The 26,114-nt window shown below is 56.4% G+C and carries 21 protein-coding genes; 19 read left to right on the forward strand and 2 right to left on the reverse strand.

What is annotated here, in order from left to right:
• Positions 1 to 2 precede the first annotated feature (2 nt).
• The 9 genes from B5E62_RS00765 to B5E62_RS00800 all read left to right on the forward strand — a co-directional run bounded on the left by B5E62_RS00765 (position 3) and on the right by B5E62_RS00800 (position 10,630).
• A complete protein-coding gene (locus B5E62_RS00765) occupies positions 3 to 1,664 on the forward strand; it encodes an amidohydrolase (RefSeq protein ID WP_087172862.1) in 1,662 nt (553 codons plus the stop codon).
• A complete protein-coding gene (locus B5E62_RS16695) occupies positions 1,651 to 1,896 on the forward strand; it encodes a hypothetical protein (protein WP_162610236.1) in 246 nt (81 codons plus the stop codon). The genes B5E62_RS00765 and B5E62_RS16695 overlap by 14 nt, the downstream gene beginning before the upstream one ends.
• Positions 1,847 to 3,358 (forward strand): polyphosphate:AMP phosphotransferase, encoded by a 1,512-nt coding sequence (gene pap, locus B5E62_RS00770; protein ID WP_087172863.1) that lies wholly within the window; start codon positions 1,847 to 1,849, stop codon positions 3,356 to 3,358. Before B5E62_RS16695 ends, pap begins: the two co-directional genes overlap by 50 nt.
• Positions 3,358 to 4,365 (forward strand): deoxyguanosinetriphosphate triphosphohydrolase, encoded by a 1,008-nt coding sequence (locus B5E62_RS00775; protein ID WP_087173024.1) that lies wholly within the window; start codon positions 3,358 to 3,360, stop codon positions 4,363 to 4,365. The genes pap and B5E62_RS00775 overlap by 1 nt, the downstream gene beginning before the upstream one ends.
• 84 nt (positions 4,366 to 4,449) lie before the next feature.
• Positions 4,450 to 6,225, forward strand: a complete 1,776-nt coding sequence (dnaG, locus tag B5E62_RS00780; protein WP_087172864.1) for a DNA primase — start codon at positions 4,450 to 4,452, stop codon at positions 6,223 to 6,225.
• Between the two features lie 39 nt (positions 6,226 to 6,264).
• Positions 6,265 to 7,377, forward strand: a complete 1,113-nt coding sequence (gene rpoD, locus B5E62_RS00785) for an RNA polymerase sigma factor RpoD (RefSeq protein WP_087172865.1) — start codon at positions 6,265 to 6,267, stop codon at positions 7,375 to 7,377.
• Between the two features lie 13 nt (positions 7,378 to 7,390).
• Complete coding sequence (locus B5E62_RS00790) at positions 7,391 to 8,113, forward strand: tRNA (adenine(22)-N(1))-methyltransferase (protein WP_087172866.1); 723 nt, start codon at positions 7,391 to 7,393, stop codon at positions 8,111 to 8,113.
• A gap of 21 nt (positions 8,114 to 8,134) precedes the next feature.
• Positions 8,135 to 8,914 (forward strand): Nif3-like dinuclear metal center hexameric protein, encoded by a 780-nt coding sequence (locus tag B5E62_RS00795; RefSeq protein WP_087172867.1) that lies wholly within the window; start codon positions 8,135 to 8,137, stop codon positions 8,912 to 8,914.
• A gap of 45 nt (positions 8,915 to 8,959) precedes the next feature.
• Positions 8,960 to 10,630 carry a nucleoside kinase gene (locus B5E62_RS00800; protein WP_087172868.1) on the forward strand — a complete coding sequence of 557 codons (1,671 nt, stop codon included), beginning with the start codon at positions 8,960 to 8,962 and terminating at the stop codon, positions 10,628 to 10,630.
• 31 nt (positions 10,631 to 10,661) lie between these two features.
• Here the strand turns inward: B5E62_RS00800 and aroC are convergent, their stop codons facing one another.
• Positions 10,662 to 11,765, reverse strand: a complete 1,104-nt coding sequence (gene aroC, locus B5E62_RS00805) for a chorismate synthase (protein ID WP_087172869.1) — start codon at positions 11,763 to 11,765, stop codon at positions 10,662 to 10,664.
• A 186-nt stretch (positions 11,766 to 11,951) separates the two neighbouring features.
• Between aroC and B5E62_RS00810 the strand changes: the two genes are divergently transcribed.
• The 10 genes from B5E62_RS00810 (at position 11,952) to B5E62_RS00855 (ending at position 24,406) form a co-directional block, all read left to right on the forward strand.
• Entirely contained in the window at positions 11,952 to 13,688 is a 1,737-nt protein-coding gene (locus tag B5E62_RS00810) for a L,D-transpeptidase family protein (RefSeq protein WP_087172870.1), read from the forward strand.
• Between the two features lie 22 nt (positions 13,689 to 13,710).
• Positions 13,711 to 14,841 carry a tRNA guanosine(34) transglycosylase Tgt gene (gene tgt, locus B5E62_RS00815; protein ID WP_087172871.1) on the forward strand — a complete coding sequence of 377 codons (1,131 nt, stop codon included), beginning with the start codon at positions 13,711 to 13,713 and terminating at the stop codon, positions 14,839 to 14,841.
• Positions 14,842 to 14,944: 103 nt separating this feature from the next.
• Positions 14,945 to 15,250 carry a preprotein translocase subunit YajC gene (yajC, locus tag B5E62_RS00820; RefSeq protein WP_033125393.1) on the forward strand — a complete coding sequence of 102 codons (306 nt, stop codon included), beginning with the start codon at positions 14,945 to 14,947 and terminating at the stop codon, positions 15,248 to 15,250.
• 82 nt (positions 15,251 to 15,332) lie between these two features.
• Entirely contained in the window at positions 15,333 to 15,884 is a 552-nt protein-coding gene (locus tag B5E62_RS00825; protein ID WP_087172872.1) for a hypothetical protein, read from the forward strand.
• Positions 15,885 to 15,952: 68 nt separating this feature from the next.
• Positions 15,953 to 17,038, forward strand: a complete 1,086-nt coding sequence (gene leuB / locus B5E62_RS00830; RefSeq protein WP_087172873.1) for a 3-isopropylmalate dehydrogenase — start codon at positions 15,953 to 15,955, stop codon at positions 17,036 to 17,038.
• A 33-nt stretch (positions 17,039 to 17,071) separates the two neighbouring features.
• Positions 17,072 to 18,751: a dihydroxy-acid dehydratase gene (gene ilvD, locus B5E62_RS00835; RefSeq protein ID WP_087172874.1), complete on the forward strand. Its 1,680-nt coding sequence runs from the start codon at positions 17,072 to 17,074 to the stop codon at positions 18,749 to 18,751.
• A 48-nt stretch (positions 18,752 to 18,799) separates the two neighbouring features.
• Complete coding sequence (gene ilvB, locus B5E62_RS00840) at positions 18,800 to 20,479, forward strand: biosynthetic-type acetolactate synthase large subunit (RefSeq protein ID WP_087172875.1); 1,680 nt, start codon at positions 18,800 to 18,802, stop codon at positions 20,477 to 20,479.
• Positions 20,480 to 20,511: 32 nt separating this feature from the next.
• Positions 20,512 to 21,594, forward strand: coding sequence for a 3-phosphoserine/phosphohydroxythreonine transaminase (gene serC / locus B5E62_RS00845; protein ID WP_087172876.1), 1,083 nt, complete (start codon positions 20,512 to 20,514; stop codon positions 21,592 to 21,594).
• A 2-nt stretch (positions 21,595 to 21,596) separates the two neighbouring features.
• Positions 21,597 to 22,760 carry a phosphoglycerate dehydrogenase gene (locus B5E62_RS00850; protein WP_087173025.1) on the forward strand — a complete coding sequence of 388 codons (1,164 nt, stop codon included), beginning with the start codon at positions 21,597 to 21,599 and terminating at the stop codon, positions 22,758 to 22,760.
• A gap of 173 nt (positions 22,761 to 22,933) precedes the next feature.
• Positions 22,934 to 24,406: a polysaccharide deacetylase family protein gene (locus tag B5E62_RS00855; protein WP_087172877.1), complete on the forward strand. Its 1,473-nt coding sequence runs from the start codon at positions 22,934 to 22,936 to the stop codon at positions 24,404 to 24,406.
• A gap of 71 nt (positions 24,407 to 24,477) precedes the next feature.
• On the opposite strand, the gene B5E62_RS00860 is transcribed toward B5E62_RS00855, so the two are convergent.
• Positions 24,478 to 26,112, reverse strand: a complete 1,635-nt coding sequence (locus tag B5E62_RS00860) for an ABC-F family ATP-binding cassette domain-containing protein (protein WP_087172878.1) — start codon at positions 26,110 to 26,112, stop codon at positions 24,478 to 24,480.
• Positions 26,113 to 26,114: the final 2 nt, after the last annotated feature.

Consider the following 26,114-nt stretch of genomic DNA (forward strand, 5'->3'; position numbering starts at 1 on the left):
GGATGACAGAGATATTTACGAACGCGACTGTAACGACCATGGACGAGGAGAGGCCAGAGGCGGAGGCCTTTGCTGTCAGTGAGGGCGTGTTCACCTTTGTGGGAACAGGGGAGGAAGCCCGGGAATATGCCCGGAGGCTGGAGTCGGAGGGGAAGAGCGTGATCCTCACAGACCTTGCAGGGAAGAGCGTGCTCCCCGCCTTCCAGGACTCCCACATGCACTTTGTGGGATTTGCCAAGCATTTTATCAATGTGGACCTGAACGGCTGTGCCAGTATACAGGAGGTACAGCAGCGGCTGCGGGACAGACTTGAACGGTCTGGGACAGACGGCCCCGAGGAGGACGCCTGGATGGAGGCTACGGGCTGGAATCAGGACTACTTCACGGAGGGGGAGAGACGTTTCCCCACGGCGAAGGACCTGGATGAGGCTGTGGGTGACCGGCCGGTCATCGCCCTGCGGGTGTGTGAGCATGTGGGGGTCGTGAGCTCTGCCGGCATGCGCCTCCTCGGACTGACAAGGGAGAAGGTGCGGGAGCTGGGAGAGTTTGCCCTCACAGACGAGGCAGGCGAGCCGCTGGGTATTTTCCGGGAGAAGGTGCTGGACCAGATCAGGAGCCGGGTCCACATCCTGAACCGGGAAATCCTGGAGGACATCATCCTGAAGGCCCAGGAGGAGGCCCTGTCCTACGGGCTTGCCACCATACACACGGACGATATCGGTTTTATGCCTGATGAGGATTACCATCTGCTGTTTTCTGTCTACCGGGACCTGCTGGAGAGGGGAGAGCTGAAGATACGCATCTGTCAGCAGAGTCTGCGCCAGAGGCCGGAGCTGATACGGAAATACTATGAGGACGGATTCCGGTATGGTGGGAATGACCACCATCTCCGCGTGACCGGGATCAAGCTGCTTGGGGATGGCTCCCTTGGAGCAAGGTCGGCAGGGCTCCGCCGCCCCTATGCGGATGACCCGTCCACCTGTGGGCTTACTATCTTTACAGAGGACCAGCTGGATGAGCTGGTGGAGACAGCCCATGACCTGGGTTACCCGGTGCTTGTCCACGCCATTGGTGACCGGACTATCGAGATGGTGCTGGATGCCCTGGAGCGGGATAAGAGGAACAGGAAGCCGGAAGAGTCGTTCCGGGACGGGGTCGTGCATGTGCAGATCACGGATGAGGCGCTCCTGGAGCGGTTCAGGGAGCAGGACGTCATGGCACTTGTGCAGCCTATTTTCATAGATTACGACATGCACATCGTGCGGGAGAGGACAGGGGATATGGCAGACACCTCCTACGCCTGGAAGACACTGGCGGACAAGGGGGTCCATGTCTCCTTCGGCACGGACTGCCCTGTGGAGTCCTGTGAGCCCCTTCCCAATATCTACACGGCCGTGACCCGCCATTGCCTGACAGGGGATGAACAGCTGACCTACCGTCCGGAGGAGGGGATGTCTGTCTACGAGGCTGTGCGTGCCTGCACCGTGGAGGGAGCTTACGCTTCCGGGGAGGAGGATGTCAAGGGCATGATACGGGAAGGCATGCTGGCGGATTTCATCATCCCGGACCGGGACCTTTTCTCCCTTGCGGACCCGGAGGAGCTGCGTAAGATCAGGATACTGGCCACCTACATTGACGGCGAGAAGGTGTATGAGCGGGCCTGAGATGAGTGAAGATCCACTCGATTTGAATTATATATCTGAAACTAAGTTTTTGCCCATGCAGATGAGAGTCTGGATGGGCTTTTTTATTTGTATTTTGCAATCTTTTTGCGTTTTATCTGTAAAATACAAGAGAATGATGTATAATAAAAGAAAATATTCTGAAAAAAGGAGGGAGGCACATTATGTTAGAAAAACTGGATCTCACAAAGAAGATGGGAAAGGAAGAGTATAAAGAGAAAATGGAGCATCTGGAGAGGAGCCTCGGAAAGCTGCAGCGCAGATGCCAGGAGCTGGACATCCCGGTGATGATCGCCTTTGAGGGCTTCGGAGCCGCCGGCAAGGGACTGCAGATCGGGAAGCTGATACAGGCTCTGGACCCCCGGGGCTTCCGGGTGTATGCGGTGAAGAGCGAGACGGAGGAGGAGAAGATGCATCCCTTCCTCTGGCGGTTCTGGACCAAGCTGCCGGAAAAAGGCCGCATCGCCATCTACGATACGAGCTGGTACAGGCGCGTGCTGACAGACCGTTTTGACAAAAAGGTAAAGAAGTCCGAGCTGGCAGATGCCTATGAGTCTATCCTCTCCTTTGAAGACCAGCTCGCCGATGACGGGATGGTGATCATAAAGATTTTCCTTGCCATTGACAAAAAAGAGCAGAAAAAGAGATTTGAAAAGCTTCTCTCCTCAAAGGACACGGCCTGGCGTGTGACCAGGGGGGACTTGAAAAGGAATGTAAAATTTGAAAAGTACCAGGAGATGAACGAGGAGATGCTGGCCCGCACGGACACAGAGAAGGCTCCCTGGCATATCGTGGAGGCAGTGGACCGGCGCTTTGCCACTGTGAAGATCTATTCTATCGTGGAGGAAATGCTCAGAAGGCAGGTCGATAAAGCAGAGAGCGCGCCGGTGGAGGAGAGGACGGACACACCGGGGGCGGATGCGGCGGAGACAAAGGAGCTGATGGAGTCCATCCTTGGCAAGGTGGACCTTGGCCTGTCCTGCGGCCGGGAGGAGTACGAGAGGGAGCTGAAGATGCTCCAGGAGCGCATCCGGGAGCTCCACGGAGAGCTGTACCGGAGGAGGATCCCGGTCGCCCTGGGCTTTGAGGGCTGGGACGCAGGAGGCAAGGGGGGAGCTATCAAGCGCCTCACGGCCAAGATGGATCCCAGGGGGTATGTGGTGCATCCCACAGCTTCCCCCAACCCGGTGGAGAGGCAGTACCACTATCTCTGGAGATTCTGGAGGGATATGCCGAAGGCCGGCCACATCACTATCTTTGACCGGACCTGGTACGGCAGGGTCATGGTGGAGAGGATAGAGGGCTTCTGCACAAAGAGCGAGTGGCGCAGAGCCTACCGGGAGATCAACGACATGGAGCGTACCCTGACGAGGGAGGGGGTGCTGGTGCTGAAATTCTGGATGCAGATCGACAAGGACGAGCAGGAGAGACGCTTCAGGGAGAGGCAGGAGAACCCGGAGAAGCAGTGGAAGATCACGGAGGAGGACTGGAGGAACCGGGAAAAGTGGGACCAGTACGAGACCGCTGTCAATGAGATGCTGATCCGCACCTCCACGGCCAATGCTCCCTGGATCGTGGTGGAGGGGAACGACAAATACTATGCCAGACTGAAGGTCCTGCGGACCGTGGTGGAGGCTATTGAGGAGAGGATCAAGACAGGAGGGAGGAGAGCATGATGAACATCCGGGAGGAGATGGAGGCCAGGGAGGAGGCAAATTTAAGTCCCTACGCCACCCTTAGCAGCAGGTCCAGAGGGAGAAGGAGGCCGGAGCCCCAGTGCGATATCCGGCCCGTGTTCCAGAGGGACAGGGACCGCATCCTCCACTGCAAGTCCTTCCGCAGGCTGAAGCAGAAGACCCAGGTCTTTCTCCTCCCCAAAGGCGACCACTATCGGACCAGGATGACCCACACCCTGGAGGTGTCCCAGAACGCCCGGACCATCGCCAAGGCCCTGCGCCTCAATGAGGACCTGGTGGAGGCCATTGCCCTGGGACACGACCTGGGGCATACACCCTTTGGACACGCCGGAGAGAGGGCGCTCGACCAGGTGTGCCCGGAGGGGTTCCGGCACAATGAGCAGAGTGTCCGGGTGGTGGAGATACTGGAAAAGCAGGGCAGAGGGCTCAATCTCACATGGGAGGTGGTGGACGGCATCCGAAACCACAAGTCCAGCGGCACGCCCCACACCCTGGAGGGCCAGATCGTCCGGCTCTCAGACAAGATCGCCTACATCAACCACGATATCGATGATGCTATACGGGGCGGCATCCTGACAGAGGAGGACCTGCCGGCAGAATTTACAGACGTGCTGGGACACACCACCCGGATGCGGCTGAACACCATGATACACGATGTGGTGACCCACAGCATGGACAGGCCGGAGATCATCATGTCGGACCGCATCCGGACAGCCACCATGGGGCTGCGCAGGTTCCTGTTTGAGAACGTGTACCAGAACCCGGTGGCAAAGGGGGAGGAGACAAAGGCCATCGGCATGATCCAGAATCTGTACAGATGGTATCTGGACCACATGGAGCTTATCCCCCGGCAGTATCTGGATCTGATAGGTGAGGGAGGAGACACAAAGGAGAGGGTGGTGTGCGATTATATAGCGGGCATGACGGATTCCTACGCTGTGAAAAAATTCCAGGAATTTTTTATCCCTGAATCATGGAAAAATTAAAGGAAATCAAGAAGTTTTGTCGAATATTATAAATGTAGGCATTTTTAAAGCCGCAGAAATTTGAGAAGAGGATGATGACAGCTGATGTATTATCCGGACGAAGTGATCGAGGAAGTCAGATCGAGAAATGACATTGTGGATGTGATATCAGGCTACATAAAACTGCAGAAAAAGGGCAGCTCCTATTTTGGTCTCTGCCCTTTCCATAACGAAAAATCCCCCTCTTTTTCGGTGAGCAGGGACAAGCAGATGTACTACTGCTTTGGCTGCGGGGCCGGAGGCAACGTGTTTACCTTCCTGATGGAGTACGAGAACTATTCTTTTGTGGAGGCCCTGAAGTTCCTCGCAGAGCGGGCAGGGGTCCAGCTTCCGGAGGAGGAGTACTCCAAAGCGGCAAGGCAGAAGGCGGACCTGCGTGCCAGGATCCTGGAGATCAACAAGCTGGCGGCCAAATATTTTTACGCCCAGCTCAAGGCTCCCCAGGGAAAGACGGCCTACGACTATCTGAAAAAGAGAGAGCTGAGCGACGAGACCATCCTGGCCTTCGGCCTGGGCTACGCCAACAAGTACAGCGATGACCTGTACCGGTACCTGAAGACAAAGGGGTACAGCGACGATATCCTGTCCCAGGCGGGGCTCATCTCCATCGATGAGAAGCACGGCCCCTACGACAAGTTCTGGAACAGGGTCATGTTCCCCATCATGGACGCCAACAGCCGCGTTATCGGCTTCGGAGGCAGGGTGATGGGCGACGCCAAGCCCAAGTACCTGAATTCGCCGGAGACAGTTGTCTTTGACAAGAGCCGCAATCTGTACGGCCTGCACAGGGCCCGGACCTCGAGAAAGCCCTATTTTCTCCTGTGCGAGGGATACATGGATGTGATATCCCTGCACCAGGCAGGCTTTACCAACGCGGTGGCCTCCCTGGGGACGGCCCTGACGCCGGGGCACGCCTCCCTCATCAAGAGGTATGTGAAGGAGGTCTACCTCACCTACGACAGCGACGAGGCGGGGACCAAGGCGGCCCTGCGGGCTGCGCCGATCCTGCGGGCAGCGGGTATCACGGCCAGGGTCATCCGGATGGACCCCTACAAGGACCCGGATGAATTTATCAAGAACCTGGGGGCGGAGGCCTTTGAGGAGCGGATACAGGGCGCCAGGAACAGCTTCATGTTTGACCTGGAAATGCTGGAGAAAGATTACGACATGGCCAGTCCGGAGGGAAAGACCGGCTTCCTGAAGGAGGCGGCCCGGCGGCTGAACACCTTTGACGAGGAGATCGAGAGGGGCAACTACATAGACGCTGTGGCAAAGGCCTACTCGGTCAGCAGTCAGGACCTCCGGAAGCTGGTGACACGCATGGCTGTGGAGGGAGGACTGGCAAAGCCTGCCACCCGGCCCAGGACGAGCGGTGACCGGGAAAAGGAGAAGGAGGACAGGCACCTGAAATCCCAGAAGATACTCCTCACCTGGATGCTGGAGGGGGAGGACATCTTCCGCCAGATACAGAAGTATATCTCCCCGTCTGACTTTACGGAGGACCTGCTGCGCACAGTGGCGGAGAAGCTGTACCAGCAGTACGAGGAGGGAGAGGTGAATCCGGCCCGGATCATCAGCTGCTTCACGGACGAGGAGGAGCACCGGCGGGTGGCGGAGCTGTTCAACACAAGGATCCGTGAGCTCCCCACCGTAAAGGAGCAGGAGAAGGCTCTGAGGGAGACGATCCTGCGGGTGAAGGAGAACAGCATAGAGGAGGCGGCCCGGCGGCTGGCCCCTACTGATATCGCCGGACTCCAGAGGCTGATGGAGGAGAAGCGGGCGCTGCAGGCCCCGGACAAACTGCATATTTCTATTAATTAGGGATAAAATATAAACAAGCAATGAGAGGATGGACACTGCATGGACGAGAACATGGTAAAATTTACGGAGAAGCTGAATGAACTGAAGGCTCTTGCCAGGAAGAAGAAAAATGTGCTGGAGATCACGGAGATCAATGATTTCTTTGCGGACATGGAACTGAATTCCGACCAGATGGACAAGGTCTTTGAGTATCTGGAGGCGAACAACATCGATGTGCTCCGGATGGATGACGACGATGAGGGACCGGACGATGCGGATCTGATGCTGACCGATGAGGACGAGGTTGATATGGAGAAGATAGACCTGTCTGTCCCCGACGGCATCAGCATCGAGGACCCGGTGCGCATGTACCTGAAGGAGATCGGAAAGGTGCCCCTCCTGTCGGCGGAGGAGGAAGTGGACCTCGCCAAGAGGATGGCAGAGGGAGATGAGGATGCCAAGAAACGTCTGGCAGAGGCCAACCTGCGCCTTGTGGTGAGTATCGCCAAGCGCTATGTGGGAAGAGGCATGCTCTTCCTGGATCTGATCCAGGAGGGAAACCTGGGGCTTATCAAGGCGGTGGAAAAATTTGACTATGAGAAGGGATTCAAGTTCAGTACCTACGCCACATGGTGGATACGGCAGGCCATTACCAGAGCTATCGCGGACCAGGCAAGGACCATCCGTATCCCTGTCCATATGGTGGAGACCATCAACAAGCTGATCCGCGTCTCCAGACAGCTGCTCCAGGAGCTGGGCCGTGAACCCACCCCGGAGGAGATCGCGGAGGAGCTGGACATGCCTGTGGACAGAGTCCGTGAGATATTGAAGATTTCCCAGGAGCCGGTGTCCCTGGAGACGCCCATCGGAGAGGAGGAGGACAGCCATCTGGGAGATTTCATCCAGGACGACAATGTGCCGGTTCCGGCGGAGGCGGCAGCTGCCACACTTCTCAAGGAGCAGCTGGACGAGGTGCTGGATACCCTGACAGACAGGGAGCAGAAGGTGCTCCGGCTTCGTTTTGGCATGAACGACGGACGGGCCCGCACCCTGGAGGAAGTGGGAAAAGAGTTCGATGTCACGAGAGAGCGTATCCGTCAGATCGAGGCGAAGGCGCTCCGCAAGCTCCGGCATCCGAGCCGCAGCAGAAAACTGAGAGATTATCTGGATTAAGAAAGAGGCGCCTATGGAACTATCAAAGAGACTATCTGCCGTGGCAGGTCTTGTGACAGAGGGCGCCTCTGTCGCGGATATAGGAACGGACCACGGATACATTCCCATCTGGCTGGCAAAAAGGGACCCCTCCGTAAGGCTGATCGCCATGGATGTCAATGCGGGCCCCCTTGAGAGAGCCAGGGAACACGTCCTGTCGGAGGGGCTGGCAGACAGGATCGAGCTGCGCCTGTCGGACGGATTTTCCGCATTAAAGCCCGGGGAGGTGCATACGATCATAGCAGCAGGCATGGGCGGCGGCCTGGTGATACATATCCTTGAGGCACATCCGGCCGTCACTGCCTCTGTAAAGGAGTTTGTGCTCCAGCCCCAGTCGGAGATCGAGAGGGTCCGGGCATATCTGGAGAGAGAAGGCTGCACCATTGTGCGGGAGGAGATGGTGGAGGAGGACGGAAAGTACTATCCCATGATGAAGGCGGTCCACGCAGGGGAGATACGGCCCTGGTCCAGGGTGGAGCTGCTGTACGGCAGGGATCTGCTGGAACGCCGTCATCCGGTGCTGCGGGAGTACCTCCTGCGGGAACGCCGCATACGTGAGGACATACGCAAGCGGCTGTTGGCCGCGGGGACGCCGGGGGCCCTTCTGCGGGAAAAGGATGTAGAAAAAGAGCTGGAAGAAATCCGGGAGGCGCTGGCTGTCTATGCAGATGTGCCGGCAGAGGCCTCCGGGGAATAGAAGGAAGGAGCGGGTGAGAGGATGCTTTGTAAAGAAGTGATGGATGTGATCGAGGAGGCCTACCCGGCCGACTATGCCATGGACTGGGACAACGTGGGACTCCTTGTGGGGAGAGACGACAAGGAAGTGAGCCGCGTCTATGTGGCCCTGGACGCGGATGACGCGGCCATTGAGGCAGCAGTGCGGTGGAAGGCTGACATGCTGGTGACCCACCACCCCATGATCTTCTCCGGCCTGAAGAGGATCAACAATCTGGACTTTATCGGAGCACGTATCCTGAAGCTGATACAGAACGATATTTCCTGCTATGCCATGCACACCAACTACGATGTGCTGGGGATGGCGGAGCTGTCGGGGAAGAAGATGGCCCTCAGGGACCCGGAGGTGCTGGAGGTGACAAGAGAGGGAGAGCGGCCGGAGGGGATCGGCAGGGTGGCGGACCTGGCCAGCCCGGTGCCCCTTAAGGAGGTCTGCTGGTCTGTGAAGGACCGGTTCCACCTGGGGGCGGTGAAGGTGTTCGGGGACATGGACCGGATGGTGTCCAGGATCGCCATCTCCCCGGGGTCCGGGAAGAGCATGGTGAAGGCGGCCCTTGACAAGAGGGCGGATGTGCTCATCACAGGGGATATCGACCACCACACCGGCATTGACGCGGTGGCTCAGGGCCTGGCTATCATCGACGCCGGGCATTACGGGATCGAGCACATTTTTATCGAAGATGTAAAGGCGTATCTGGAAGAAAGGCTGGAGGGCGTGGAGGTGAAGGCGGCGCCGGTGTGCCATCCATTCCAGATCGTGTGACAGGCAGGATGCTGCCGCAAAACAGGAGCATACAGGAGGTTTGTCATGGAGCGGAAGATGTATCGTATCGAGGCGGACGGTGAGAAAAGGGAGTATCCGGAGGGCACGCCCTACAGGGTGATCGCCGGGGATTTCCAGAAGAACCATGAAAATGATATCGTGCTCGTCTTTGTGGACGGGAAGCTGCAGGAGCTCCACAAGACTCTGCAGGGGGACTGCAGCCTTGTCTTCGAGACGACCGGGGATGAGATCGGGCACAGCACCTACAAGAGGAGCATGTGCCTCATGCTCGTCAAGGCCATCTACGATGCCGCCCACCATGAGGGGATACGGAAGGTGCGGGTCCACTACTCCATGGGGGACGGGTATTACTGTACCATGGATGCGGATTTCTCCCTGACCCGCTCCTTCCTGGACCAGGTGGAAGAGAGGATGCGCACCATGGTGGAGGAAGATATGCCGGTGCGCAAAAGGACCATACATACAGACGACGCAGTGGCCCTGTTCCGCAGGCACGGCATGCACGACAAGGAGCGGCTTTTTGAGTACCGCCGCGTCTCCAAGGTCAACATTTACAGCATGAATGAGTTTGAGGACTACTATTACGGCTACATGGTGCCGTCGGCCGGCTATCTGCGGTATTTTGCCCTCTACCTCTACGATGAGGGCTTTGTCATCCAGATGCCTTCCCGGAAGGAGCCCCGCAGTCTGGCCCCATTTACACCAAAAAGCAAGCTTTTCCAGGTCATGAAGGAGTCCACCAAATGGGGGGATATGCAGGGCATCGAGACGGTGGGGGCCCTCAACGACCGCATCACAAAGGGCGGAGACATGCGGGATATGGTACTGGTGCAGGAGGCCCTCCAGGAGAAGAAGATCGCCCAGATCGCGGAGGAGATCGCCGGCAGGAAGGAGGCCAAATTCGTCCTCATTGCCGGGCCCTCCTCCTCCGGGAAGACCACCTTTTCCCATCGGCTCTCCATCCAGCTGCGGGCGGCGGGCATGGTGCCCCACCCGATTTCCGTGGACAATTATTTTGTGGAGCGGGAGGATAACCCCAGGGACGAGAACGGGGAGTTTGACTTTGAGTGCCTGGAGGCGGTGGACACGGATCTCTTCAACGACCAGATGAGCCGGCTGCTGGGAGGAGAGGAGGTTGTCCTGCCCACCTTTAATTTCAAGACGGGGCATAAGGAATTCGGGGGAAAGCCGAAAAAACTGGGGCCTGAGGATGTGCTTGTGATCGAGGGCATCCACTGCCTCAACCCAAAGCTGACCCTGTCCCTGCCTGATGAGAATAAATTCCGGATCTACATCAGTGCCCTGACCCAGCTCAACATAGACGAGCACAACCGGATCCCCACCACAGACGGCCGCCTGATCCGGCGGCTTGTCAGGGACGCACGGACCAGAGGCTCCTCGGCCAGGAGGACCATCGCCATGTGGCCCTCTGTGAGGCGGGGGGAGGAGAAGAACATCTTCCCCTACCAGGAGGAGGCGGACATCATGTTCAACTCTGCCCTGATCTATGAGCTGGCGGTGCTGAAGCAGTACGTAGAGCCGCTCCTCTTCGGGATCGAGAGGGACTGCCCGGAATATCTGGAGGCGAAGAGGCTGCTGAAATTCCTGGATTATTTCGTGGGAATTGAAAGCACCCTCGTGCCGGCCAATTCCCTGCTGCGGGAGTTCATCGGAGGAGGATGCTTCCAGGTGTAGCAGAATGGTTGTCGGGCGGCCGGCTGCCCATCTACAGACGGCTGTAGAAATCCTTAATATCAGAGAGGCGGGAGCTCATGCGCATCAAGAGGAGGTCAGCCACCGTGAGGGCGGCCATGGACTCCACCACCACAACGGCCCGGGGGACGATGACCGGGTCGTGCCGGCCCCGGATGGAGAGCTTCAGGTTGTTCCCCTCCCTGTCCACCGTGTCCTGCTCCCGGGAGATGGAGGGGGTGGGCTTGACGGCGGCCCGCAGGATGACGGTGCTGCCATCGCTGATCCCGCCCAGAGTGCCTCCCGCATGGTTTGTCCGCTTGTGCACGCCGCTGTCGTCCGCGTAGAAGGGGTCGTTGTTCCTGCTCCCTAAGGAGCGGGCAGCCGCAAAGCCGTCGCCTATCTCCACGCCCTTGACAGCGCCGATGGACATGGCGGCCCCTGCCAGGGCGGCGTCCAGCTTGTGGAAGACAGGCTCGCCGATGCCTGCGGGAAGGCCGTCGATCCTGCATTCGATGACTCCCCCGGCGGAGTCCTGCCTTCTGATACAGTCCTCCAGGAAGGCGGACGCTTCCTCTGCGTGGGAGCGGGAGGGCATGTACAGAGGATTTTCCTTGATCTGACTGAAATCATACGCGCCATCGGGGATGCTGATATCTCCGATGGCTTTTGTGTAGGCGGTAAGCCGGATGTCCAGCTCGGCCAGCAGCTTTGCGGCCACCGCGCCTGCGGCCACCCGCCCGGCTGTCTCCCGCCCGGAGGAGCGCCCGCCGCCCCTGTAGTCCCTGATGCCATACTTTTGGTCAAAGGTGTAATCCGCGTGTCCGGGCCTGCAGCAGTCTTTGATCGCGCTGTAGTCCCGTGACCTCTGGTCCTCATTTTCGATCAGGATGGAAATGGGGGTCCCGGTGGTCTTTCCCTCAAACACGCCGGAGAGGATTTTAGCCCTGTCCCCCTCTCTCCGGGCTGTGGTAAATTTTCCCTGCCCCGGCTTCCTGCGGTCCAGGTAGCGCTGTATGTCCTCCTCACAGAGGGACAGCCCTGCCGGACAGCCGTCCACGACGGCGCCCAGAGCAGCTCCGTGTGACTCTCCCCAGGTGGTGGCGGTGAATAGTGTTCCGAGTGTAGAACCTGCCATGATGTGTCGCTCCTTTATTTTGTGAATTGTTTGTTAAATCCTGTTAAGATATATTAAGATTTATTATAAACAAGAGGCGCATTGTTGACAAGAGAAAGCAAGGACACTATAATTACTACGTATTGTGTAAAAGTGTATTTATAAGTAGAAATAAGTATAAATAATAGAAACAGGGAGCAGATTTTTATGAGCAGTAGAGAGAACAGCAGGGAGGATATCGAGCGCTCTTCGGAAGAGATCCTTGAAGAGACTATGAAAGAAATCTATGATGGCCTGCAGGGCTCCTCCCGGGAGGATACGCAGGAAGAGGAGGAGCCGGATATGGCTTCTCTGCAGGAGCTTGCGGAGGAGCTCGGAGAAGAGGGGCAGGAGGAAGAGGACGGCAGCGGAGCAGAGCCCTTTGATGAGGATGACAGCGTGATCCGTCTGGATGATAATGAAGAGTTTTATGACAGGGAAGAGGACGGGGAGGACTCGTTTATGACTGATGAGGACGAGACAGAGGAAGAGGAGAAGAAAGGCGGGAGCGGGAAGGGAAGGAAGAAGGCTCTGACGATCCTTCTTGTCATCCTGGGTGTGCTGGTGCTTGCCTACCTTGGCATGGCCCTGTTTTTTACAAGACATTTCTTCTTCTATACAAAGATCAATGGAACAGTGTTTTCCGCTCAGACAGTCAGTGCCGTGGAGAGCTATATGGAAGGACAGGTCGAGGACTACGAGCTGACTCTGGAGGAGATTGACGGCGGGACAGAGTCCATTGACGGAGATGACATAGACCTCACCTATGTGGACGGAGATGGTGTGGATGAGCTCCTGAAAAAGCAGAATCCCCTTCTTTGGATCACGGCTCTTTGGGACCACCCGGACATCGAGGCTTCCGTGGGCGTGGAGTATGACAAGGACAAGCTGAGTGAAGTGATCGCGGGGCTGACGTGCATGCTGCCTGAGGAGCAGACGGCGCCCCAGTCGGCACGCCCGGTATTCCAGGATACGGAATTCGTCATCCAGGACGAGGTCATCGGTTCCCAGATCGACACGGAGAAGTTTACAGAGGCGGTCAATACGGCCATAAGCGGCTTTCAGTCCACTCTGGATATGGAGGCGGAGAGCTGCTATGTGATGCCCGCCTTCACGGCCGATTCCCCGGAGGTGGCGGCAGCCAGGGATGCTATGAACAGCTATCTGGGGGCGAATATTACTTATGATTTCAGCCCGTATACAGAGGTGGTGGATTCTTCTGTCATCTCCCAGTGGGTGACTGTGGACGACAGCATGAACGTGACCTTTAACCAGGATGCGGTGCGTGCCTACATCCAGGAGCTGGCAAATAAGTACGACACCTACGGAAAGACGAGGACCATTGTCACGAGCCTTGGTAATACCGTGGAGGTGTCCGGCGGCTCCTACGGCTGGCAGATCGACCAGGAGGCAGAGTACAATGCTCTCACTGCCAATATCCAGAATGCGGAGACCGTGACGAGAGAGCCCCAGTACGCAAGGCGGGCTGCCTCCCACGAGGGGAATGATTACGGCAGCAGCTATGTGGAGATCGATCTGACCAACCAGCATGTGTGGGTCTATGTAAACGGCCAGTGCGTGGTCGAGACGGACTGCGTCACAGGTGACCCGACCCAGGGCAATGGTACGCCCCAGGGAGTGTACTCTTTGGCCTACAAGCAGATGAACACGACCCTGCGGGGACCGAAGCTGCCGGACGGGACATATGAGTGGGAGTCACCGGTCACATACTGGATGCCTTTCAACGGCGGTATCGGACTTCACGATGCCAACTGGCGTTCTTCCTTCGGGGGTACTATCTACCAGGGCAACGGCTCTCACGGCTGCGTCAACCTGCCGCCGTCAGTGGCCGGAACGGTGTATGATAACATCCAGGCAGGCACACCGGTTGTGTGCCACTATTAAGGATAGATAAGGAATTTGCAGAATGTATGAGCTTATAAAAAGAGACGGGGCGGCCCGCAGGGGCCGGCTCCACACAGTACACGGGGTCATAGAGACCCCTGTATTTATGAATGTAGGAACGGTCGCTGCCATCAAGGGGGCTGTGTCCACGGCGGACCTGGAGCAGATCGGAACACAGGTAGAGCTGTCCAACACCTATCACCTCCACGTGAGACCGGGCGACCAGGTCATCAGAAAGCTGGGCGGACTGCACAGGTTCATGTCCTGGGAAAAGCCCATCCTCACAGACTCAGGCGGGTTCCAGGTGTTTTCCCTGGCAGGCCTGCGCAGGATAAAGGAAGAGGGAGTCTATTTTCACTCTCATATAGACGGGAAAAAGATCTTTATGGGGCCAGAGGAGAGCATGCGGATCCAGTCCAACCTGGCTTCCACTATTGCCATGGCCTTTGATGAGTGTCCATCCAGCGTGGCGGACCGGGAGTACATGGAGAAATCCGTGGCGAGGACGACAAGGTGGCTGGAGAGATGCAAGAGGGAGATGGACAGGCTGAACAGTCTGCCGGATACCATCAACCGCCGTCAGCTGCTCTTTGGCATCAATCAGGGGGGAGTCTACGAGGATATCCGCATAAGACACGCGGAGGAGATCGCGGCCATGGACCTGGACGGCTATGCCGTGGGGGGACTTGCCGTGGGTGAGTCCCATGAGGAGATGTACCGCATACTGGATGCGGTCGTACCCCACTTTCCCCAGGATAAGCCTGTCTATCTCATGGGAGTAGGGACGCCTGCCAATATACTGGAGGCGGTAGACCGGGGTGTGGACTTCTTTGACTGCGTCTATCCCAGCAGGAACGGGCGCCATGGACACGTGTACACAAAGCAGGGAAAGAGAAATCTCTTCAACGCGAAATATGAGCTGGATGAGCGCCCTATCGAGGAGGGCTGCCAGTGTCCGGCCTGCCGCAGGTATTCCCGGGCGTATATACGTCATCTCCTGAAGGCGAAGGAGATGCTGGGGATGAGGCTGTGCGTGCTCCACAACCTGTATTTCTACAATCACCTGATGGAGGAGATACGCCAGGCTATCGACGAGGGCAGCTACAAAGAGTACAAGAAGAGGACTTTAGAGAGCCTGCAGGGCGGAAAATAATTATAAAAAAACAATATACCGGAAAAAAACTCTTGATGAAAACCCGGATATTGTGTATGATTACAATAGTGTCAAAAAGTGAGTGATTTAGGAGGAAATGTTTATGTATACTTTGGCAGCGGGCAGCTTTTTGAACAGCCCCATAGGGCTGATCCTTTTATATGCTGTGATCATCGGCGCTTTCTGGTTTATCCTGATGCGTCCTCAGAAGAAGGAGCAGAAGAGAGTCGCAGCTATGATCGCTGATATGGAGGTGGGTGACACAGTGCTCACCACAAGCGGATTCTACGGAGTGATCATCGACATCACAGACGATGACGTGATCGTGGAGTTTGGAAGCAACAAGAACTGCCGTATCCCCATGCAGAAGGCAGCTATCGCACAGGTAGAGAAGGCGGATGCGGAGTAAGTAAAAGATAAAGCGGAATGCTGAAGGGGCTGGCTGGAATGCCGGCTCTTTTTTTGTGACCGCGGCGAGCCAAAGCCGGGACTTGTCCTGGATACCGGCGACCGCTTCATCCACTGTCCTCTACACAACAGGATCGGCTTCCAATTACGCTGTCTTTATCAAAAACAGCACTCCGGAAAACGGATTTTATCAGATCCAGAGCGACGCGGTGCTGGACAGCGGCAGAAGCTCTGTTGTAGGGGGGAGCGGTGTCTACAGCTTTGACGGCATGTACGCATACATCTCTTCAGATTATGTGCAGATCGTAAATCAGGGAACTGCGGCATCCCAGCCACAGCCCGAACCTGAGCCGCAGCCTGAACCCGAACCAGAGCCAGAGCCTGCGACGCTGGACTCTGTGTCCATCGCGGCAGCGCCGCAGAAGACAGTCTACACAGAGGGAGAGACCTTTGATCCCGCAGGTATGGCTGTGCAGGCAAAATGGAGTGACGGGTCCGTCACCGATGTGACCGGTGAGGTCAGCTACAGGACAGAACCCCTCACGACAGACGTGACATCCGTGGAGATTTCCTACACCAGCGGTGAAAACAGAGGACACTCTACTTTTTTGCGCTTTTACAGAGTAAAGGGTTGAAACACCGTCAAAAATGCGATATGATTATGAAATAGCGAAATTTGTTGTACATAGAAAGGAAGGAGCATATGAACCTCAAGATCGGAGTTATCAAAGGGGATGGCATCGGACCGGAGATTGTCACAGAGGCCATGAAAGCGTTGGATAGAGTAGGAGAAGTATACGGGCATACACTGGATTACGACCAGCTGCTGATGGGAGGCGCGTCCATTGATGTGCATGGCGTGCCGCTGACGGATGACACGATCCGGAGAGCAAAGGAGTGCGACGCGGTGCTCATGGGCTCCATCGGAGGGGACGCAAAGACTTCCCCGTGGTATCAGCTTGAGCCGGACAAGAGGCCGGAGGCAGGCCTTCTGAAGATCCGGAAAGCCTTAAACCTTTTTGCAAATTTAAGACCCGCGGTCCTCTATGAGGAGCTGAAAGGCGCCTGCCCGCTGAAGGAAGAGATCACAGAGGGCGGATTTGACATGATGATCATGCGCGAGCTGACCGGAGGACTCTATTTCGGAGAGCGGAAGACCGTGGAAGAAAATGGAGTGATGACAGCCTGCGACACACTCACCTATAATGAGAACGAGATACGCCGGATCGCAAAGCGGGCTTTTGACATAGCCATGAAGCGCCGCAAAAAAGTGACAAGCGTGGACAAGGCGAATGTGCTGGACTCCTCGAGACTGTGGAGAAAGGTTGTGGAGGAGGTCGCCGTGGATTACCCGGAGGTGACTCTGGAGCATATGCTCGTTGACAACTGTGCCATGCAGCTTGTGAAGGATCCGAAGCAGTTTGACGTCATCCTGACAGAGAACATGTTCGGAGACATCCTCTCCGACGAGGCGAGCATGGTCACCGGTTCCATCGGGATGCTGGCCAGCGCCAGCCTCAATGAGACAAAATTCGGACTGTATGAGCCAAGCGGCGGCTCCGCGCCGGACATTGCGGGCAAGGGCATTGCCAATCCCATCGCTACCATCCTGTCAGCGGCCATGATGCTCCGGTTCAGCTTCGACCTGGACGAGGAGGCGGACGCCATCGAAAAGGCTGTGGCTGATGTGCTGAAGGAAGGCTGGCGGACCATCGATATCATGTCCGATGGCAAGAGCCAGGTGGGCACAGAAAAGATGGGCGACCTGATCGCTGCGCATATTGCGTAATATTGTGTGAATTGTAGATGGAGGTAGAACAATATGAGAAGTGACAATGTGAAGAAAGGGGCCCAGCAGGCGCCCCACCGTTCCCTATTTAACGCGTTAGGACTTACGAAGGAGGAACTGGACCGACCGCTGATCGGTATCGTCAGCTCCCACAATGAGATCGTGCCGGGTCACATGAACCTGGACAAGGTCGTGGAGGCTGTAAAAATGGGAGTTGCCATGGCGGGCGGAACGCCCATCGTGTTCCCGGCCATTGCCGTCTGTGACGGCATTGCCATGGGACATATCGGCATGAAGTACTCCCTGGTGACAAGAGACCTGATCGCGGACTCCACAGAGGCCATGGCCATGGCCCACCAGTTCGACGGACTGGTCATGGTGCCCAACTGTGACAAGAACGTGCCGGGCCTTCTGATGGCAGCCGCAAGGATCAACATTCCAACGATCTTTGTCAGCGGCGGCCCCATGATGGCTGGCAGAGTACAGGGAAAGAAGACCAGCCTCTCCAGCATGTTTGAGGCTGTAGGAGCTAACGCGGCGGGCCTTCTGGACGACGAAGGGCTTCTGGAATATGAAAATAAGACCTGCCCCACCTGCGGTTCCTGCTCCGGCATGTACACAGCAAACAGCATGAACTGCCTGACCGAGGTGCTGGGCATGGGACTTCGGGGAAACGGCACCATCCCGGCCGTGTACTCTGAGCGCATCCGCCTTGCAAAGCACGCCGGCATGCAGGTCATGGAGCTTGTCCGCAGGAACATCTGCCCGAGGGACATCATGACAAAGGAGGCCATCTTAAACGCCCTGACAGTTGACATGGCCCTTGGATGCTCCACCAACAGCATGCTCCATCTCCCGGCCATTGCCCACGAGATCGGCATGGATTTTGAGATTGATTTCGCCAACGGCATCAGTGAGCGGACACCCAATCTGTGCCACCTGGCGCCGGCAGGCCCCACTTACATAGAGGACCTCAACGAGGCGGGCGGTGTGTACGCTGTCATGGCGGAGCTGAACAAGAAGGATCTTCTCCACACAGACTGTCTGACCGTCACAGGAAAGACCGTGGGAGAGAACATTGCAGGCGTTGTCAATAAAAACCCCGAAGTCATCCGGCCCATTGACAACCCGTACAGCCAGACAGGCGGCCTGGCCGTGCTGAAAGGCAACCTGGCGCCTGACGGAAGCGTGGTAAAACGCTCCGCCGTGGTGGAGGAAATGCTGGTGCACGAGGGACCGGCCAGAGTGTTCGACTGCGAGGAGGATGCCATTGCAGCCATCAAGGGAGGACAGATCAAAGAGGGAGATGTGGTTGTCATCCGCTATGTGGGACCAAAAGGCGGGCCCGGCATGCCGGAGATGCTCAATCCTACCTCCGCCATTGCGGGCATGGGCCTTGGCTCCAGCGTGGCCCTCATCACAGACGGACGCTTCAGCGGCGCTTCCCGGGGCGCATCCATCGGCCACGTGTCGCCGGAGGCGGCAGTGGGCGGCCCCATCGCTCTTGTGGAAGAGGGGGATATCATCAAGATCAACATCCCGGCCCTGACCATCGAGCTTGACGTGCCGGAGGAAGTGCTGGCCAAGAGGAAGGCCAACTGGCAGCCCAGACAGCCCAGGATCACCACAGGCTATCTCGCAAGATACGCCGCCATGGTCACATCCGGCAACAGGGGGGCTGTCCTGGAGGTGCCCAAGAGCAGCCAGCAGTAAAGAGCTGTAAAAGGATGGAATAATCAGAGGAAAGAGGAAGATAGATTTATGCAGTTAACAGGTGCAGAGATTGTAGTGGAATGTTTGAAGGAGCAGGGCGTGGACACTGTGTTCGGATACCCGGGCGGCGCCATCCTCAACGTATATGATGAGCTGTATAAGCATAGTAATGAAATCAGGCATATCCTTACCTCCCACGAGCAGGGAGCCGCCCACGCGGCGGACGGGTATGCCAGGGCCACAGGCAGGGTGGGCGTCTGCTTTGCCACGAGCGGCCCGGGTGCGACCAACCTGGTGACGGGCATCGCCACAGCCTACATGGACTCCATCCCGCTTGTGGCCATCACCTGCAATGTGGGCGTGTCCCTCCTGGGGAAGGACAGCTTTCAGGAGATCGACATTGCGGGCATCACCATGCCCATCACAAAGCACAACTATATCGTGAAGGACATCACCCGGCTGGCAGATACCATCCGCAAGTCCTTTGTCATCGCAAAGAAGGGCCGTCCCGGCCCGGTGCTCATCGATATCCCCAAGGATATCACAGCGGCGAAGACGGAGTATACGCCCAGGCCGGCTGCTGAAGTCGTGCCTTCACGGGATATAGACGAGAAGGATCTGGAGACAGCCCTTGCCATGATCCGCAGGTCAAAGAGGCCCTTTATCTGTGTGGGAGGCGGCGCTATCCTGTCAGACGCGGCAGAGGAATTATATAAGTTCGCCAAAAGGGTGGACGCTCCTGTGACAGACACCCTGATGGGACACGGAGCCTTCCCGGAGACAGATGAGCTCTACACGGGCATGGTGGGCATGCACGGGACCAAGGCGTCGGACTACGGCGTGGACGAGTGCGACCTTCTGATCGTGGCAGGCGCCCGTTTCAGCGACAGGGTCACAGGAAATGTGAATGAATTTGCAAAAAATGCAGAGATCCTGCAGCTTGACATTGACGCGGCGGAGATGAACAAAAACGTGCTCATCACCGAGGGCGTGATCGGAGACCTGAGGGTGATACTTGAGAAGCTGAATGAGCGGCTGGAGCAGCAGGACCACGGCCAGTGGAAAGAGAAGATACAGGGCTACAAGGAGCAGTATCCGCTCGTGTATCCGGCAGAGGGACTGTCCGGGCCCTGGGTGGTGGAGGAGATCTACCGTCAGACGAAAGGCGACGCCATCGTAGTGACTGAGGTGGGGCAGCACCAGATGTGGGCGGCACAGTTCTATCAGTTCACGAAGCCCCGCACCTTCCTTACATCCGGGGGGCTGGGAACCATGGGATATGGCCTGGGAGCCTCCATCGGAGCCAAAATGGGGCGTCCGGACAAGACTGTGGTCAATATCGCGGGAGACGGCTGCCTGCGCATGAACATGAACGAGATCGCCACAGCTGCCAGGAACAGCGTGCCGGTCATCGAGGTGGTCATCAACAACCATGTGCTCGGCATGGTGCGCCAGTGGCAGGACCTGTTCTACGGGCAGAGATATTCCCAGACCGTGTTAAATGACGCAGTGGATTTTGTCAAGCTGGCGGAAGCCATGGGCGCCGTGGGATACCGGGCCCAGACAAGGGAGGAGTTCCGGAAGGCGTTCGCCGAGGCCCTGACTCTTGGAAGGCCGGTGCTCATCGACTGCCAGATAGACAAGGATGAGAAGGTATGGCCTATGGTGGCTCCCGGGGCGGCTATCCGGGATGCCTTTGACGAGGCCGACATGAAGAAAGAAGACTAGAAAAAGAAAACAGAAAAATGGAGGGATCAACAATGAGCAGAGTGTACAATTTTTCAGCAGGTCCGGCTGTACTGCCGGAAGAAGTCCTCAGAGAAGCAGCAGACGAGATGTTAGATTACAGGGGAACGGGCATGTCCGTGATGGAAATGAGTCATCGCTCAAAGGCATTTGCCGGGATCATCCAGGAGGCAGAGGCGGACCTGCGGGAGCTGATGCATATTCCTGACAATTACAAGGTCCTCTTCCTGCAGGGAGGAGCGTCCCAGCAGTTTGCCATGATCCCCATGAATCTGATGAAAAACGGGGTAGCGGACTACATCGTCACCGGACAGTGGGCGAAAAAGGCGTACCAGGAGGCGCAGAAATACGGGAAGGTGAACAAGATAGCCTCATCGGAGGACAAGACATTTTCCTATATTCCGGACTGCTCGGATCTGCCTGTCTCCCCGGATGCGGACTATGTGTACATATGTGAGAACAACACCATCTACGGTACAAAATTCAAGACCCTGCCCAACACAAAGGGGAAGACACTGGTGGCAGATGTGTCCTCCTGCTTCCTCTCTGAGCCTGTGGATGTGACAAAGTACGGCGTCATCTACGGCGGCGTGCAGAAGAATATCGGCCCTGCCGGCGTGGTCATAGTCATTATCCGGGAGGATCTCATCACAGACGATGTGCTCCCCGGCACCCCCACCATGCTGAAGTATAAGACCCATGCGGACGCAGGGTCCCTCTACAACACGCCGCCGGCCTACGGCATCTACATCTGCGGAAAGGTGTTCAAGTGGCTGAAGGCCCAGGGCGGTCTTGGGGCGATGAAGGAGAGAAACGAGAGAAAGGCTGCACTTCTCTATGATTTCCTGGATCAGAGCCGCCTGTTCAAGGGGACTGTCCGCAGGGAAGACCGCTCCCTCATGAACGTACCCTTTGTGACAGGGGACGGAGAGCTGGATGCGAAATTCGTCGCTGAGGCGAAGGCGGCCGGGCTTGAGAGCCTGAAGGGACACCGCACAGTTGGCGGCATGAGAGCCAGCATTTACAACGCAATGCCTTACGAGGGCGTGCAGGCACTGGTAGACTTTATGGCACAATTTGAAAAGGAGAACTTATGATCATGTATCACTATTACTGCCTCAATCCTATTTCCGAAGTGGGAATAGATGCTATGACTGAAAATTATGTACCTGTCAGTGATCCTAAAAATGCAGATGCACTGCTCGTCCGCAGCGCCGGCATGCACAATATGGAATTTTCACCGGAGCTGAAGGCTATCGCCCGGGCCGGGGCCGGCGTCAACAACATTCCCCTGGAGCGCTGCGCCGAGGAGGGGATCGTGGTGTTCAACACGCCGGGGGCCAACGCCAACGGTGTGAAGGAGCTGGTCATCGCCGGGATGCTCCTGGCATCCCGGGACATCATCGGTGGGATCAACTGGGTCCAGGAAAACGAGGAGGACGGCAACATCGCCAAAGATACGGAGAAGGCCAAGAAGGCCTTTGCCGGCTGTGAGCTGGAGGGCAAGAAGCTGGGCGTGATCGGTCTGGGAGCCATCGGCGGCCTGGTGGCCAACGCAGGCATCCATCTGGGCATGGAGGTGTTCGGCTTTGATCCCTATGTGTCTGTGGATGCAGCCTGGAGGCTGTCCAGGAACATCCATCACGCCAAGACGGTAGATGAGCTGTACAAGAACTGCGACTATATCACGCTTCACGTGCCTGCCACGGTGAACAACAAGGGCATGATCGACAAAAATGCTATTGGCCTGATGAAAAGGGGCGTGGTGGTGCTGAACTTTGCCCGGGATGTGCTGGTCAATGAGGAGGATATGATCGACGCGCTGGAGAGCGGACAGGTCAAGCATTACGTGTCCGACTTCCCGACACCTGTCATCGCCGGAGTGAAGGGAGCCATCGTTATCCCTCATCTGGGAGCCTCCACAGAGGAGTCAGAGGACAACTGCGCAAAGATGGCGGTCAGGCAGCTGATGGAATATCTGGAGTATGGGAATATCAAAAACTCCGTCAATTATCCCGACTGTGATATGGGCAAGCCGGGGGACAACAAGCGCATTGTGCTCCTCCACTACAACAAGCCCAACATGCTGGGGCAGTTCACAAAAATCCTGGCGGACGATAATATGAATATCGCCGACCTGTCAAACAAGAGCAAAGGCGCCTACGCCTACACGATGATCGATATTGACTCAGATATCCCCGCAAATGTGGAGAAGGATCTGAGGAACATAGAGGGTGTTTTAAGAGTAAGGGTCCTGAATTGATTCAGGACTCTTTTTTATTAACAAACTGTTACATGAAAGATAATTAATATTACATCTTTGTCACTTTTATTGCAGTGTACCCTATATGGTGTTATCCTCTACAATATATAGTGATTTTATATATTTTTCGGCAAATAACAACAAAAGAGAAACGTGCCGGAGAAGAGGTACATATGTCAAAGAGAAGCAGAAATATCCGTTCCATGAACGCAAGGAAGAGGTGGCTTGTCCACAGGCTGAGGAGAAGAAGGATCATGGGGGCCCTGCTCATTTTGTTCATCCTGGCCGCCGGAGCGGTGACAGCCGCCGCGGCTGTCAGAGCATCCAGGACGTATATCACATTAGAAGTACAGTCCACGTCCATCAAGCAGGGTGAGCAGATGCCGGTGCTGCAGGCGGAGGTGACCTGTGATAAGAAAGAGAAAAAGCTGAAGAGGAAGGTGCTGGACAAGGAGACTGGCTACACAGCCTGGGATCTGCTGGAAGAGCTGAGAGAAGGGGAGCATTATCAGCTGCTATGCGACAGCGACGGCGTGACGGAAGGGAAATACCCTGTCCGCATCGAGCTGGACAGTGACTTTGAGAAAAGGCTGGGAGACAAAGGCGACTGGAACAAGAAGGTCATACTCCACACAGAGGATGGAAGCTTTACCGTACTCAATCAGGTGGGGGAGTGGGACGGAGACAGGTTTAAAAAGTGGGACGGCAGCTATGTCCAGAATGATTTCGTGAATGTAAAGGGAAAGACCTACTATTTCGGTGAGGACGGCGTGAAAGTGACCGGCTGGAAGGAAATAGGCGTCACATACTACCATTTTGACAAGGACGGGGTCATGCAGACCGACATGTGGCTGGACAAGGGAGAGAGCCGGGCCTACCTGCAGTCAGATGGAAAGGCGGCGGCCGGATGGTTTGACCTGGACGGAGCCACCTACTACTTTACCCAGGAGGGGGAGATGGTCACCGGGAAAAAGCGGATCGGCACCCTGGACTGTGTCTTCTCTGAAGATGGAAAACTGGAATCCCAGAAGAGCAGCATTGACCCGGACAAGCCCATGATGGCCCTGACCTTTGACGACGGGCCGGGGGAGAGGACCGGAGAGCTCCTGGATATGCTGGAGAAATACGACGCCCACGCCACCTTTTTCATGCAGGGAGTCAATATCCCGGGGCGTGAGGACACGGTAAAGCAGATGCTGGAGGCGGACTGTGAGCTGGGCAACCATTCCTACGACCATCCGGAGCTGACCAAGATCAGCGACGCGGACATCCGCGCCCAGGTCGGTAATACCAATGACCTGATAAAGGAGGCCTGCGGACAGGGAGCCACGCTGATCCGTCCGCCCTACGGTTCCATCAACGATGCGGTGAAGGCCAATGTGGGGATGCCTATGATCCTGTGGAATGTGGATACACTGGATTGGAAAGGGGACACCCAGACTGTCATCAACTCCGTTCTCCAGAATGCGGACGACGGGGACATCGTGCTCCTGCACGACATACACAGCACAACAGTGGACGCGGCCCTGCAGCTCATCCCCAGGCTGGTGGATGAGGGGTACCAGCTTGTGACTGTGTCCGAGATGGCCCAGGCGAGAGGCATCAACATGAAGGCGGGAGAGACCTACACAGACTTCAACAAGTAGAAAAGACAGATAAAAAAGAGAAGGCAGAAATGCCTTCTCTTTTTGTCCGGTATCCTGCGGAGCAGCAGGGGCTAGTTGTCCTCGCCTTCCACGACAGTGTAAGTCTGGCGTTTTCTGGCCATCTCGTCGCTCTCCAGATACTCGTCGTATGTGGTGATCTTGTCGATGAGCTTTCCGCCGGGGACGATCTCCATGATCCGGTTTGCTGTTGTCTGTACAATCTGATGATCCCTGGAGGAGAAGAGGATGACGCCCGGGAATTTGATCATTCCGTTGTTGAGGGCTGTGATGGACTCCATATCCAGGTGGTTGGTGGGCTCGTTCAGAAGAAGTACGTTTGCACCGGAGATCATCATCTTGGAGAGAAGACATCTCACCTTCTCGCCTCCGGAGAGAACCTTCACACGCTTCACGCCGTCGTCGCCGGAGAAGAGCATACGTCCAAGGAAACCGCGCACATAGGTGGCATCCTTCTCCTCGGAGTACTGGGTCAGCCACTCCACGATAGTGTAGTCGTTGTCAAACTCATTGCCGTGATCAAGGGGGAAGTAAGCCTGGGTGGTGGTCACGCCCCACTTGTATGTTCCCTCATCCGGCTCCATCTCTCCCATAAGGATCTGGAAGAGGGTGGTCTTTGCCAGCTCATTGCCGCCTACAAAAGCTACTTTGTCCTCCCTGTTCAGGGTGAAGGAGATGTTGTCCAGCACCTTCTCCCCGTCGATGGTCTTGGAGAGGCCGTCCACAGTGAGCACCTCGTTTCCGATCTCCCTGTTGGGGCGGAAGTCGATGTAAGGGTATTTTCTGCTGGATGGCTGGATGTCGTCAAGCTGGATCTTCTCCAGGGCGCGCTTTCTGGAGGTAGCCTGCTTGGATTTTGAGGCGTTGGCGCTGAACCGGGAGATAAATTCCTGCAGCTCCTTGATCTTTTCCTCTTTCTTTTTGTTGGCTTCTTTCATCTGGCGGATGAGAAGCTGACTGGACTCGTACCAGAAATCGTAGTTTCCGGCATAGAGCTTGATCTTTCCGTAGTCGATATCCGCGATCTGTGTGCAGACCTTATTCAGGAAATAGCGGTCGTGGGACACCACGATGACCGTGTTCTCAAAGCCGATGAGGAACTCCTCCAGCCAGGCGATGGCGTCCAGATCCAGGTGGTTGGTAGGCTCGTCCAGAAGAAGGATGTCCGGGTTGCCAAAGAGAGCCTGGGCCAGAAGGACCTTCACCTTCTCGGGACCGTTTAAGTCCTTCATCAGTTTGTAGTGCATATCTGTGTCAATGCCAAGGCCGTTTAAGAGAGAAGCGGCGTCGGACTCGGCCTCCCAGCCATTCATGGTGGCAAACTCGGCTTCCAGCTCGCTGGCCTTGATGCCGTCCTCGTCTGTGAAATCCTCCTTGGCGTAGAGCGCTTCCTTTTCCTTCATGATCTCATAGAGTCTCGCATTCCCCATGATGACCGTGTCAAGGACAGGGAACTCGTCGTATTTAAAATGATCCTGCTGCAGGAAGGAAAGCCGCTCCCCGGGGGTGATGATGACCTCGCCGCTGGTCGGCTCAAGCTGCCCGGAGAGGATGCGCAGGAAGGTGGATTTTCCCGCCCCGTTGGCGCCGATGAGGCCATAGCAGTTCCCTTCCGTGAATTTAATATTTACATCTTCAAACAAAGCCTTTTTGCCGACACGAAGTGTCACATTACTTGTACTGATCATAG

It is taken from the genome of Lachnoclostridium sp. An118, assembly GCF_002160985.1.
Taxonomy (GTDB): Bacteria; Bacillota; Clostridia; order Lachnospirales; family Lachnospiraceae; genus Claveliimonas; species Claveliimonas stercoravium.

What these genes read in the sequence shown, in the direction of transcription:
- B5E62_RS00765 (WP_087172862.1), top strand. Translation starts at nt 3, where the DNA reads ATGACAGAGATATTTACGAACGCGACTGTAACGACCATGGACGAGGAG.
- B5E62_RS16695 (WP_162610236.1), top strand. Translation starts at nt 1,651, where the DNA reads ATGAGCGGGCCTGAGATGAGTGAAGATCCACTCGATTTGAATTATATA.
- pap (WP_087172863.1), top strand. Translation starts at nt 1,847, where the DNA reads ATGTTAGAAAAACTGGATCTCACAAAGAAGATGGGAAAGGAAGAGTAT.
- B5E62_RS00775 (WP_087173024.1), top strand. Translation starts at nt 3,358, where the DNA reads ATGAACATCCGGGAGGAGATGGAGGCCAGGGAGGAGGCAAATTTAAGT.
- dnaG (WP_087172864.1), top strand. Translation starts at nt 4,450, where the DNA reads ATGTATTATCCGGACGAAGTGATCGAGGAAGTCAGATCGAGAAATGAC.
- rpoD (WP_087172865.1), top strand. Translation starts at nt 6,265, where the DNA reads ATGGACGAGAACATGGTAAAATTTACGGAGAAGCTGAATGAACTGAAG.
- B5E62_RS00790 (WP_087172866.1), top strand. Translation starts at nt 7,391, where the DNA reads ATGGAACTATCAAAGAGACTATCTGCCGTGGCAGGTCTTGTGACAGAG.
- B5E62_RS00795 (WP_087172867.1), top strand. Translation starts at nt 8,135, where the DNA reads ATGCTTTGTAAAGAAGTGATGGATGTGATCGAGGAGGCCTACCCGGCC.
- B5E62_RS00800 (WP_087172868.1), top strand. Translation starts at nt 8,960, where the DNA reads ATGGAGCGGAAGATGTATCGTATCGAGGCGGACGGTGAGAAAAGGGAG.
- aroC (WP_087172869.1), bottom strand. Translation starts at nt 11,765, where the DNA reads ATGGCAGGTTCTACACTCGGAACACTATTCACCGCCACCACCTGGGGA.
- B5E62_RS00810 (WP_087172870.1), top strand. Translation starts at nt 11,952, where the DNA reads ATGAGCAGTAGAGAGAACAGCAGGGAGGATATCGAGCGCTCTTCGGAA.
- tgt (WP_087172871.1), top strand. Translation starts at nt 13,711, where the DNA reads ATGTATGAGCTTATAAAAAGAGACGGGGCGGCCCGCAGGGGCCGGCTC.
- yajC (WP_033125393.1), top strand. Translation starts at nt 14,945, where the DNA reads ATGTATACTTTGGCAGCGGGCAGCTTTTTGAACAGCCCCATAGGGCTG.
- leuB (WP_087172873.1), top strand. Translation starts at nt 15,953, where the DNA reads ATGAACCTCAAGATCGGAGTTATCAAAGGGGATGGCATCGGACCGGAG.
- ilvD (WP_087172874.1), top strand. Translation starts at nt 17,072, where the DNA reads ATGAGAAGTGACAATGTGAAGAAAGGGGCCCAGCAGGCGCCCCACCGT.
- ilvB (WP_087172875.1), top strand. Translation starts at nt 18,800, where the DNA reads ATGCAGTTAACAGGTGCAGAGATTGTAGTGGAATGTTTGAAGGAGCAG.
- serC (WP_087172876.1), top strand. Translation starts at nt 20,512, where the DNA reads ATGAGCAGAGTGTACAATTTTTCAGCAGGTCCGGCTGTACTGCCGGAA.
- B5E62_RS00850 (WP_087173025.1), top strand. Translation starts at nt 21,597, where the DNA reads ATGTATCACTATTACTGCCTCAATCCTATTTCCGAAGTGGGAATAGAT.
- B5E62_RS00855 (WP_087172877.1), top strand. Translation starts at nt 22,934, where the DNA reads ATGTCAAAGAGAAGCAGAAATATCCGTTCCATGAACGCAAGGAAGAGG.
- B5E62_RS00860 (WP_087172878.1), bottom strand. Translation starts at nt 26,112, where the DNA reads ATGATCAGTACAAGTAATGTGACACTTCGTGTCGGCAAAAAGGCTTTG.